We start from the raw sequence: 12,182 nt of genomic DNA on the forward strand, positions 1-12,182 counted from the left end.
TGTTAATTAACTATAGCAACGTAAAAAAAAGACATGGCCAATAAGATGATTCCTAACAGATATTATTACACAGATTGTCAGATTTGTTATTATTGATCCCAATGATACGATGACTGACTAGCATTACTCAGTTGGCCGCAACGACACTTTCAACGAAAGTAGAAAAATATCCTATGGCGCAATCTTTCTCATTAGGTATTCGGCAGATTTGGGAAGAACTGTCAGTGATGCAGTCCCCCGGGCTCTATTGGGTGAATGTCGACCGTCAAACTGATGCCACTCTGCTCTGCCAACAAACCCTGGCTGCCCAGGCCGCAACCAGCCAGGTCGCGCTGATCTGCAGTGGAGAAAAACCCGACAAACTGCTGGCGGAGCTGGCCTCCCCCGCGCTGAAAAAAATTCCGCTGTACCAGTTACCGGAAAAAAAAGCGGCGCTAACGCATTTCTGCGATGACCTGATGCGCGCCTTAAAACCGCAGAACCGCTTATTAATCCTGCTGGCCCACGCAAGCCTGTGGCAAACCTTCACCACCGAAGAGTTGCGCGACTGGGCCCGCAACACCGGCAACTGGTTGCGGCGGCAAGGGTGTACCCTGTTGATCCTCAGCCATGGCAGCGGCGTGAATAAACTCAAAGGGCAGCTCAGCCCCCAGCACCGCATTCTTAACGGCCTGTCCAGTTTGCAATGGCAGCAAGACAGCGCGCAGTATCTGGTTAACTGGTGGTGCACGGGAAACGGCATCAACGCCAACCAATTGCTAACGCTGTATGTCGGTGAAAACGGCTGGCAGGGTGACGATGACAACAACCAAGCCTCGCCCACCTCGATACGTAGCGACGAAGGTCTCTACCTGGCCCAGCAAAGCATTCTTGAGGGCGCACCGCCGCTATCGGCCCACTGGCAACTGTTGGAAAGCAATGAACAACTGGCTCAGCACGGCATGCTGACGCTCTCGGCGACGCTGATATTTGCGCTGTACCAAAGCGATGAGATCGATGTGCTGGCCCATCAAATTCACAGCCTGCGCCGCCACCGCGGCAACGGGCTGAAGATCGTGGTGCGCGAGATGAGCGCCAGCCTGCGCTACAGCGATGAACGCCTGCTGCTGGCCTGCGGTGCCAACCTGACGGTGCCGCACGTTGCGCCGCTGTCGCGTTTTCTGACCATGCTGGAAGGCATCCAGGGGCAACGCTTCTCACGCCATGTTCCGGCGGATATCGACGCCCTGCTGCACGGCTTGCGACCGCTGCAATTGAAAGGTTATATGCGCCCGGACGACTTCAGCCAGGCGGTCATTTCGCTGATGGAAAACACGCTGCTGCCGGAAGACGGCAAAGGCGTGATGGTGGCGCTGCGTCCTGCGCCGGGGCTGCGCGCCGAACAGGCGATGACCTTGTGTCATCTGCGCCGCTTCGGTGACGTGATGACCGTGGTGCAAGGCCGGCTGGTGCTGTTTCTCTCCACGTGCCGGATTAACGATCTGGACACCGCGCTGAAATTTATCTTCCGCCTGCCGGTGAACGAGGCGTTCAGCAACCGGGTCATGTGGCACCAGGATGTGGATATTACTTCAGAAATCAAACGGCTGGCGCACAGCGCCAATATTCCGTTAGCGCCGCAGGCCACCAAGCCATCCGCGCCGCGCCAGAGCGTCGCCGTGGCTGACAGCCCGCAGGAGCGCCGTCAACCGGTGGCCTTCACGCTGACTACCGGCGCACAGGAGAACAAGCATGCTGAACCTTAACGATATCGTGCAGTTGATCCTGCTGTGCGCGATCATTTTCATTCCGCTGGGGTACTTCTTTCATCGCCGTTTCCCGCGCTGGCGTCAATATTGGCAAAACCTGTTTTTATCACCGCGCTATTTAAAACCCACCGGGTTATGGGTGCGCGAAGGTTCTTCATCTCAGATTAAGCGTAAAAAACAGCCATGAAGCCAAAAAACAACACCCAAACCGATAACTCCCTGTGGCGCTACTGGCGCGGACTCGGCGGCTGGAACTACTACTTCCTGGCCAAATTCGGCCTGCTGTGGTTCGGCTACCTGAATTTCCACCCGCTGCCGAACCTGGTGTTCATGGCGTTCCTGCTGATGCCGATACCGGCGATGCGTCTGCACCGCTGGCGGCACTACGTCGCCATTCCTGTCGGTATCGCTCTGTTCTATTACGATACCTGGCTGCCGGGCATTAACAGCATTATCAGCCAGGGTTCGCAGTTGACCGGCTTCAGCGCCCAATACCTGCTGGAACTGGTGACCCGTTTTATCAACTGGCAGATGATCGGCGCCGCCTTCGTGATGCTGATTGCCTACCTGTTCCTGGCCCAGTGGGTACGCGTCACGGTCTTCACCGTGGGGGCGCTGGTGTGGCTGAATGTCCTGACTATCGCCGGCCCGGCCGTGTCGCTGTTGCCCGCCAACACCACCGCAGCCACCACCACGCCGGCAACGACGGCGCCGGCCGCAGCAGGCAGCGATAACGCCCCGACCGACAGCGCGCCGCCGACCAGCGCCAACCTGACGGCCTATCTGAATCAGTTTTACGATAAGGAAAAAGCCCGCACCACCGCCTTCCCGGCCACCCTGCCCGCCGACGCTCAGCCGTTTGATCTGCTGGTGATCAACATCTGTTCACTGGCCTGGGCCGATATGGATGCGGTGAAACTGCAGAATCACCCACTGTGGTCGAAGATGGACATCATGTTCGATAACTTCAACTCGGCGACGGCCTACAGCGGCCCGGCGGCGATCCGCCTGCTGCGCGCCAGTTGCGGTCAAACCTCCCACCACGATCTCTATCAGGCGGCAAACCAGCAGTGCTACCTGTTTGATAATCTGGCCAAGCTGGGCTTTAAAGAGCAACTGATGCTGGACCACTCGGGCGTGTTCGGCGACTACCTGAAAAATCTGCGCGAGCTGGCCGATATGCAGGCACCGCTGATGTCGCAAGCCGGTATCGGCAATGAGTTGGCCTCTTTCGACGGCGAACCGATTTACAACGATCTGGAGCTGCTCACCCGCTGGCTGGATCAACAGCAGAAGGCCGGAGATACCCGCAGCGCCACCTTCTTCAACGTCATTCCGTTGCATGACGGCAACCGTTTCGTCGGCTCGAACAAGAGCGCGGATTATCAGCCGCGGGCGCAAAAGCTGTTTGACCAGTTGAATGCCTTCCTGGAACAACTGGAAAAATCCGGGCGCAAAGTGATGGTAGTGATTGTGCCGGAACACGGCGCGGCGCTGGTGGGGGACAAAATGCAGATGTCCGGCCTGCGTGATATCCCAAGCCCGAGCATTACCCATACGCCGGTCGGCATCAAACTGGTGGGCATGAAAGCGCCGCATCAGGGCGGCCCACTGCAAGTTAAAACGCCAAGCAGCTATCTGGCGCTTTCAGAGCTGGTGTCCCGTCTGGTCGACGGTAAAGCCTTCACCGCGCCGAGCGTAGACTGGCAAGCGCTGACTCAGAATCTGCCGCAAACGCCGGTTATCTCGGAGAATGACAACGCCATCGTGATGCAATATCAGGGTAAACCTTACATTCGCCTCAACGGCGGCGACTGGGTGCCTTATCCGCAGTAAGCGTACAGCCAACCCCCCAGTTAATTATCAGGCACGCCTTCGGGCGTGCTTTTTTATAACCGGAGGAATAGAAACATGACGATGGCGCTGCACTATCAGTCATTAAATATCGGACTAATTAATTGAGAGATGACGAACGTCATGGCACTAAGGAAATTCCGAATATAGATAATATTTATTAAGAATAACGGTAATAAAATAAATAATTATTCAATAAATAAAGTTAATAACTCAGGGCATTAGAAAAAAATGCCGGCGTAAATGCCGGCATTTTCATTAATTATCAGCGATAACAAAGTTATGCCGCAGGATTTTCATCCTGATCGACCGCAAAACAAGCCACCATCTGGTCGCCGTATTGCTTAAGCTGCGGTTGCAACTGGGTGCATGGCCCGAAGGCGCGACGGCAGCGAGCATTGAATGCACAGCCTGGCGGCGGGTTCATCGGGCTGGGCAGTTCGCCGGTCAACTTGATACGTTCGCGGCGCATATCCGGATTCAACCGCGGCGTGGCGGACAGCAGCGCCTGGGTGTACGGATGGCGCGGGTTGTTGAAAATGGCATCTTTACTGCCCTTCTCCACGCAACGCCCGAGATACATCACCATGACCTCGTCGGCAATGTGCTCCACCACCGACAAATCATGCGAGATGAACACATAAGACAGCCCCAAATCCTGCTGCAGGTCCATCATCAGGTTCAGCACCTGCGCACGCACCGACACATCGAGTGCAGACACGGGTTCATCGGCGATCACCACGTCCGGGTTCAGCATCAGCCCACGCGCGATGGCGATGCGCTGACGCTGGCCGCCGGAAAACATGTGCGGATAACGATCGTAATGCTCGGTTTTCAGCCCGACCTTCGCCATCATCTCCAGCGCCTTTTCACGGCGCTCCGCGCTGGTCAGCGTGGTGTTGATCTGCAAGGGTTCCTCGAGGATCTGCCCGACCTTTTTACGCGGGTTGAGCGATCCGTAAGGATTCTGGAACACAATCTGGATCTTCTGGCGCCGCAGCTTCTCGGCGGTGACGTCCGGTTTCAGCAGATCCTGCCCCTGATAGTAAAGTTCACCGGCCGTCGGCACTTCGATCATCGTCAGCAGGCGGCCAAGGGTCGATTTGCCGCAGCCTGATTCGCCCACCACCGCCAGCGTTTTACCGCGCTCCAGCGTGAAGGAAACGCCGTCCAGCGCCTTGACCAGCCGTTCCGGGGCAAATATCCCCTTCTTGACCGCATAGTGTTTCTTCAGGTCAATCGCCTGCAATAAGGGTTGATTCTGGCTCATACGGTCGGCCTCCCCGCATCATCCAGCGGTGTGTGACATTTAACCTGGCGGCCGGGAATGCTGCGCAGTTCCGGCTCTTCAACGCGGCAACGCTCATTGGCGTACGGGCAGCGCGGGTTGAGCAGACACCCGCCAGGACGGTCATATTTGCCCGGCACCACGCCCGGCAGCGATGCCAGACGCGCCTTGTCGGCGGCGAATTCCGGCAGTGCGCGCAGCAGTGCCTGAGTGTAAGGGTGGCGCGGCGCGCGGAAAATCTCTGCGGCCTTGCCGGATTCCACCACCTGACCGGCGTACATCACGATGATGTGGTGCGCCGCTTCGGATACCAGCGCCAAATCGTGGGTGATCAGCAATAGCGCCATATTCTCGCGCTGCTGCAACTCCAGCAGCAGTTCGATAATTTGCGCCTGGATGGTCACGTCGAGCGCCGTGGTCGGTTCATCGGCAATCAGCAGCTTGGGCCGACAGGCAATCGCCATGGCGATCATTACGCGCTGGCTCATCCCGCCGGAAAGCTGATGCGGGTACACGTCCAGCCGCGAGGCCGGATCGGGAATGCCCACCTGGGTCAGCAGATCCACGGCCCGCTGGCGGCGAGTACTGCGGCTACCGCCCTGGTGTACCTTCAACGCTTCCATAATCTGGAAACCGACGGTGTAACACGGGTTCAGGCTGGTCATCGGGTCCTGGAAGATCATCGCCACTTCCGAGCCCACCAGTTGGCGGCGCTCTTTTTCGGAAATCTTGCGCAGATCCTGGCCGTTAAACTCCAGTTTTTCGGCCATCACCTTGCCGGGGAAATCGATCAATCCCATGATCGCCAGCGAGCTGACGGACTTGCCGGAGCCGGATTCGCCGACGATGCCGACCACCTGGCCCTGCTCAACGCTGTAACTGATACGGTCGACCGCGCGGAACGGTGTCCCTTCGTCACCGAAGTGCACCGAAAGCTTGTCTACATTTAATAACGCCATCTCTCTCGTCCTCTGTTACTGCTTGAGTTTGGGGTCGAGAGCATCACGCAAGCCGTCCCCCATCAGGTTGAATGCAAGCACCGTCAGCAGAATCGCCACGCCGGGGAAGGTCACGACCCACCAGGCGCTTTGGGCGAACTGCAGCACGTCGGAGAGCATGGTGCCCCACTCCGGCGTTGGCGGTTGCGCACCCATGCCCAGAAAGCCGAGAGCGGCCATATCCAGAATGGCGTTCGAGAAGCCAAGAGAGGCCTGGACGATCAAGGGCGCCAGGCAGTTTGGCAGAATGTTGATGAACATTTGGCGCATCGCACCTGCGCCCGCCACGCGTGAGGCAGTGACGTAGTCGCGGTTCACTTCCACCAGCACCGCCGCGCGGGTCAGACGCACATAGTGCGGCAGGGCGACGAAGGTCAGCGCCAGCGAGGCGTTGACGATCGACGGGCCGAAGATCGCCACCAGCACCAGCGCCAGCAGCAGGCTTGGCAGCGCCAGCATGATGTCGACGATACGCATGATGACGGCATCCACCACGCCGCCGAAGTAGCCGGCCAGCAGGCCCAGCACCACGCCCATGATCAGCGACAGCACCACCACCAGGCAACCGACCAGCAGTGACAACCGCGCGCCGTACATCAGGCGCGACAGCACATCTCGGCCCACATCGTCGGTACCGAGGAAATACTGCCAACTGCCCCCTTCCTGCCAGGCCGGTGGCCTGAGCAGCGCGTCGCGGAACTGATCCGCCGGGGCATGCGGTGCCAGTACGCCGGCACCAATAGCAATCACAAACATCAAAACGATATAAACCAGGCCGACAACGGCCCCTTTGTTGCGCTTGAAATAGTGCCAGAACTCCTGGAACGGGCTCATGGGCTTCGGCGCACCTTTAACAACAGGCTCAGTGACTTGAGACATTAGAGCGCCCCTTATTTCTTGTGGCGAATACGCGGGTTGACCACGCCGTAGAGCACGTCTACCAGCAGGTTAACCAGAATAATCATACAGGCGACCAACAACACGCCGCCCTGAACGACCGGGTAGTCGCGGCGTTGCAGCGCGTCCATCAGCCAACGCCCCAGGCCCGGCCAGGAGAAGATGGTTTCGGTCAGAATGGCGCCGGCCAGCATGGTGCCGACCTGCAAGCCGATGACCGTCACTACCGGCAACAGCGCGTTGCGCAGCGCATGCACCACAATCACCCTCATACGGCTCACGCCCTTGGCGCGTGCGGTGCGGATGTAATCTTCGCCGAGCACTTCCAGCATCGAGGAGCGCGTCATGCGCACGATGACCGCCAACGGAATGGTGCCGAGCACGATGGCCGGCAGGATCATATGCATTACCGCATCGGTGAAGTCGCCCGGTTCGCCCCAAATCAGGGTGTCGATCAGCATAAAGCCGGTCAGCGGCAAGCTGTCATCGAGGAACACCGTATCGCTGACGCGCCCCGATACCGGCGTCAGGTTTAGCTGCACCGACACCAGCATGATCAGCATCATGCCCCACCAGAAAATCGGCATCGAATAGCCGGTCAACGAAATGCCCACCGCGGTATGATCGAATATCGACCCCCGCCGGACCGCCGCCAGCACCCCTACCGGAATGCCCACCAGCACGGCGAAGATCATCGCGCAGAAACCGAGCTCCAGCGTGGCTTTAAAGCGTGGAACAAACTCTTCCCACACCGAGATGCGGCTTTTGAGGGAGGTACCCAAATCGCCATGCAGCACGTTGGATACGTAATGGAAGTATTGTTGATAGAGCGGCTTATCCAGCCCCATTTCCGCCATCAACTGCGCATGGCGTTCTGCGGAGATCCCGCGTTCCCCGGCCATGATGGTCACCGGGTCACCGGGGATCATATGGACGAATGCAAAAGTCAGCAAAGTTATGCCGATAAACGTTGGGATAACTAACCCCAAACGTCGGAGTATGAACTGCAACATATCCCGAACTCTCTGTATCAATGCCCGGCAGCTCATCGTCCGCCAGGCTTATTAAAGCTCACACACTTTGAACAACCCTGATGCCATACGCCGGGGACGACTCAGCAGAAGCGCAACCTGTTGCGCCCCTGCCAAGTCCTTTTGTGCACCCCGGCCGAAGGGCCAGAATCAATCTAGAGAGACGTTCTCAAAGTGATGCTTGCCAAGCGGATCCACGACGTAGCCTTTCACTTCTTTACGCACGGGCTCATAAACGGTGGAGTGGGCAACAATCAGCGCCGGAGCCTGATCGTGCATCACGACCTGAGCCTGTTTGTACAGTTCTACGCGTTTGTCGTGGTTTGGTTCGGCGCGCGCCGGTTGAATCAGATCTTCAAACGGCTTGTAGCACCAGCGGGAGTAGTTGGAGCCGTCTTTCGCTGCGGCGCAGCTGAACAGCGTGGCGAAGAAGTTATCCGGATCCCCGTTGTCGCCGGTCCAGCCCATCATCACCGTCTGATGTTCGCCCGCCTTGGCGCGCTTGAGGTATTCACCCCATTCATAGGTCACGATTTTGGCTTTCACGCCGATTTTCGCCCAGTCGTTCTGGATCATTTCCGCCATACGACGCGCATTCGGGTTATACGGACGCTGTACCGGCATCGCCCACAGATCGATGGCGAAACCGTCAGCCATACCGGCTTCTTTCAGCAGTTCTTTGGCCTTGACCGGATCGTAAGTGTAATCCTTCACCGCGTCGTTATAGCCCCACATGGTCGGTGGGATCAGGTTCTTGGCCGCCTGGCCCGCCCCCTGATACACCGCGTCGATGATCGCCTGCTTGTTGACCGCCAGGGTCAGCGCCTGACGCACTTTCAGGTTATCCAGCGGTTTTTTCTCGACGTTGAACGCCAGATAGCCGACGTTCAGCCCCGGTTTTTCCATCAGGTTGATGGTTTTGTCCTGCTTCATACGAGCGATATCAGCCGGGTTCGGGAAAGGCATCACCTGGCACTCGTTTTTCTGCAGCTTGGCGTAACGCACGGAAGCGTCAGGCGTAATGGAGAAGACTAAACGGTCGATCTTCGGCTTGGTGCCCCAGTAACCGTCAAATGCCTTGTACAGGATTTTGGAGTCTTTCTGGTATTGCAGCAGCTGGAACGGGCCGGTACCGACCGGGTTCAGGTCCACTTTTTCCGGCGTGCCGGCTTTCATCATGTTGTCGGCGTATTCGGCTGACAGGATGGACGCGAAGTCCATGCCCAGATCGGCCAGGAACGGTGACTCCGGACGGTTCAGCACGAAGCGCACGGTGTTATCGTCCACTTTTTCGATTTTGGCGATCAGCTTCGGCATGTCCATGCCTTCAAAGTACTCATAGCTGCCGCCGGAGACTTTATGATAGGCATTGTTCGTGTCCAACTGACGTTCGAACGAGAACACCACGTCGTCGGCGTTAAAATCGCGGGTCGGTTTGAAGTCTTTGTTGCTCTGCCACTTCACGCCTTTACGCAGGTGGAAAGTGTAGGTTTTGCCGTCTTCGCTGACGTCCCATTTTTCGGCCAGGCCCGGCTCCAGTTCGGTGGTGCCGATTTTGAATTCGACCAAACGGTTATAGATGGGCACCGAGCTGGCATCATAGGTGGTACCCGAGGTGAACAGCTGCGGGTTGAACCCTTCCGGGGACCCTTCAGAACAGTAAACCAACGTTTTGGCTTGTACGCTGGCCGCTACGGTCAACGCAATCAGCCCAATCCCGAATTTCAGAATCCCTGTTTTTCCCAAGGAACTTGTCATCGCTGTGCTCCGTTATGTGATGTGATGTGTGTATTACTGCCAGACCCTATATTTTTTATTGCACGGCCTGTGCAGTCAGCGCCCGAAGGCAGAAGGGATAATCGCGCGTGAGAGGCCGGGGGAACGTATCCCGGCGGGGCGTCTGAGCGCGTGGAATTCACTCAAACAACTCTAGCTCTTACCCCTGAGACTACCAAATTGCCAACTGTTTGGGGTGTCGTCAATATAACCAGTGGGGATTTACGCAGACTGTGAGAAACAGCAAACAAACATAAAAAAAACCTTTCTTTAACAGTTACAGCATTAAAAATTATGCTATACGGTCATTTTTAGCTCGATAGGCTGCCTTTCGAAAAGTTATTGGTATTTAACTCCGAGAAAAAACTAAAAAAGTTTGTTGCTGAATGATGAATATCTGAACGGTTATTTTCGTTATCTGGGTTAAAAACAGGATGAAATGCTGATTACTCACTCGAAAGGGTAAGGCGGAGTTGTCTTTTTTGCGCCCTGTGACATCACAATCTGTGCGGCGTGAAAAAACTTTCGTCTGTCAAAAAGCCGGGGGCGAAAGGATATCCCCCGGCAACGTGCTACAACCGAATTATTGAGCGCCGGCGCTATTGCCCAGGCTGGTATTCATATTGTTCAGAATATCCCCGTTGTCGGCGTCAATTTCCCAGGAGAACAATCCCCCCAACTGCTTCTCCAGCACATACTTGCCTTTCGCCTGTACCGAGCGCGGATCGTCGAAGGTGATCAGGTCGCCGGTAGATGGCTTGAACACATAAGGCGCTTCTGCAGTGGCGTCATAGTTGTACTGCCATTCGCCGCTCATAAACTCGTTGGCGATCTGACGGTAATCCACGATGCCATTTTCCCAGGTGCCTTTCACCGGCCCGGTGGCGGTGCCGGTAAACGGATTGTTGTTCTGGTAACCGCTCACGCCGGTCCAGCCACGGCCGTATTTGGCCGCACCCACCACAATTTTGCCCGGCTTCACGCCCTGCGCCAGCAACGCATTGACGCCGTTAACCGTGGTATAAGCCGTGTCCGGTTTCCAGGCCGGCGCTTTCAGCGCGGTCTGGTGGCCCAGATTTTTCAGATCAAAAGCGCCATAGAAGTCGTAGCTCATCAGGAAGATGTGGTCCATCGAGTTCTGCGCAGTGTTGTAATCCACTTTGTCGATCTTGTCCTTACCGGCGCTGATAGCGGAGGTCAGCTCATACTTCCGGCCGGTTTCCGCCGAAAGCTGATCCAGCATGGCACGCAGATCTTTCATCAACTGCACATAGGTCGCCCCGTCCTGCGCACTGCCCAGTTTCGGGTTAGCGCCCTGCCCGCCCGGGAATTCCCAGTCGATATCCACCCCGTCAAAGAACTTCCAGGTCTGCAGGAACTCTTTCACCGAACCGACGAAGCGATCGCGCTTCACCTTATCGCCCATAAAGAAGAACGGATCGGACAGCGTCCAGCCACCGATAGACGGCAGGATTTTCAGATCGGGACGCGCCTGTTTGAGCGCCATCAACTGACCGAAGTTGCCTTTGTAGGGGTCATCCCAGGCGGTGACGCCCTTTTGCCCTTTCTGCAGCGCGGCGAACGGATCGTGGATCGACACCTTGAAGTCTTCACGGCCCTGGCAGGAACGTTGCAGCGCCTGGAAACTGCCTTCGATCTCTTTGAGACTGTCGTTAATGCCGTCACCGCCGCAGACCGGGATAAACCCGTACAGCAGGTGCGTCAGGTTCTGCGCCGGAATTTTATCGACGGTGAAGTTACGGTTATAAACGCCCCATTCAACGAAATAAGAACCGACGACTTTGCCGGAGTCTTGTTTATAAGGTTTATTCTTTTCCAGTAACGGTTCTTTTAACGGCGCCAAATGGCTGCCGTCGGTATCCGCCACCACAATTTCTGTCGCGTCGCTGGCGGTGCAGCCCTCGGCATTACATAATGCCACCTGCATTTGATAACGGCCGCCCTTATTCACCTTAAAGTTTGCCGTGCCCGAAGCGCCGGTTGAGGCACCGCTCCAGACTTCCTTGCCGTTTAATAACACTTTTGCCGTGGTGCCGGTATCGCCATTCCATAAATTCCATGAAACGGAAACATCCGCGGCAGTTTTTACTTTCACCAGATTATTATAAGCCGTCGCCGCCTGATCAACCTCGACAATGGCGAACTTGGTATTGCCCCAGGCCAGCGTGGGCTTGCCCGGCGTAGCGGCCTGCGCCGCAGAACACAGCGTGCTGCCGATCAGCAAGGCCAACAGCGGTTTATTAAATTTGCGCATAACTGATTCCTTTATTCCGAGAGGATAAACGTAAAAGAGTTAATGACGGCCGCCTATTGCCGGAGCAAAATAATTCCGCAATAATCCTGGCCGATTAAAGTAAAAAATATTAAATATCTTGCCACACAACAGGAATTAATTAATCCCGCTGTATGTACTCAGACTATAGATAAAACCGCCGACAACACAATAGCGCTATCAACCGGGTTTTATTGGGCAACGGTGAATTTATTTAAATATGAATAACAGAAGCAGCCAGGAATAAGGAGAGTAAATTAATTAGTGAGAAAGGATGAATGTTTTTTATGGGATTGA

At 56.2% G+C, this 12,182-nt stretch carries 9 protein-coding genes; 3 read left to right on the plus strand and 6 right to left on the minus strand.

Annotated elements, in window-relative coordinates; translation table 11 throughout:
* Positions 1-173: 173 nt before the first annotated feature.
* From bcsE to bcsG, 3 genes are read left to right on the plus strand one after another with little or no spacing between them, the layout of a single operon-like run.
* Positions 174-1,745 (plus strand): cellulose biosynthesis protein BcsE, encoded by a 1,572-nt coding sequence (gene bcsE, locus ACUTSW_RS19320; protein ID WP_445585105.1) that lies wholly within the window; start codon positions 174-176, stop codon positions 1,743-1,745.
* Entirely contained in the window at positions 1,732-1,935 is a 204-nt protein-coding gene (gene bcsF, locus ACUTSW_RS19325) for a cellulose biosynthesis protein BcsF (RefSeq protein WP_004950833.1), read from the plus strand. Before bcsE ends, bcsF begins: the two co-directional genes overlap by 14 nt.
* On the plus strand, positions 1,932-3,584 hold the full coding sequence (bcsG, locus tag ACUTSW_RS19330; protein ID WP_445585106.1) for a cellulose biosynthesis protein BcsG: 1,653 nt from the start codon (positions 1,932-1,934) through the stop codon (positions 3,582-3,584). Before bcsF ends, bcsG begins: the two co-directional genes overlap by 4 nt.
* A 298-nt stretch (positions 3,585-3,882) precedes the next feature.
* On the opposite strand, the gene dppF is transcribed toward bcsG, so the two are convergent.
* From dppF to ACUTSW_RS19360, 6 genes are all read right to left on the minus strand, one after another.
* Positions 3,883-4,872 (minus strand): dipeptide ABC transporter ATP-binding subunit DppF, encoded by a 990-nt coding sequence (gene dppF / locus ACUTSW_RS19335; RefSeq protein WP_004950828.1) that lies wholly within the window; start codon positions 4,870-4,872, stop codon positions 3,883-3,885.
* On the minus strand, positions 4,869-5,849 hold the full coding sequence (gene dppD, locus ACUTSW_RS19340) for a dipeptide ABC transporter ATP-binding protein (RefSeq protein ID WP_445585107.1): 981 nt from the start codon (positions 5,847-5,849) through the stop codon (positions 4,869-4,871). The genes dppF and dppD overlap by 4 nt, the downstream gene beginning before the upstream one ends.
* A gap of 15 nt (positions 5,850-5,864) precedes the next feature.
* Positions 5,865-6,767, minus strand: coding sequence for a dipeptide ABC transporter permease DppC (gene dppC, locus ACUTSW_RS19345; protein WP_020438278.1), 903 nt, complete (start codon positions 6,765-6,767; stop codon positions 5,865-5,867).
* An 11-nt stretch (positions 6,768-6,778) separates the two neighbouring features.
* Positions 6,779-7,798 carry a dipeptide ABC transporter permease DppB gene (gene dppB / locus ACUTSW_RS19350; protein WP_013811014.1) on the minus strand — a complete coding sequence of 340 codons (1,020 nt, stop codon included), beginning with the start codon at positions 7,796-7,798 and terminating at the stop codon, positions 6,779-6,781.
* Between the two features lie 168 nt (positions 7,799-7,966).
* On the minus strand, positions 7,967-9,574 hold the full coding sequence (gene dppA, locus ACUTSW_RS19355) for a dipeptide ABC transporter periplasmic-binding protein DppA (protein WP_445585108.1): 1,608 nt from the start codon (positions 9,572-9,574) through the stop codon (positions 7,967-7,969).
* A gap of 601 nt (positions 9,575-10,175) precedes the next feature.
* Entirely contained in the window at positions 10,176-11,867 is a 1,692-nt protein-coding gene (locus ACUTSW_RS19360) for a glycosyl hydrolase family 18 protein (RefSeq protein WP_445585109.1), read from the minus strand.
* Positions 11,868-12,182 lie beyond the last annotated feature (315 nt).

The organism is Serratia sp. TSA_198.1 (genome assembly GCF_052686505.1).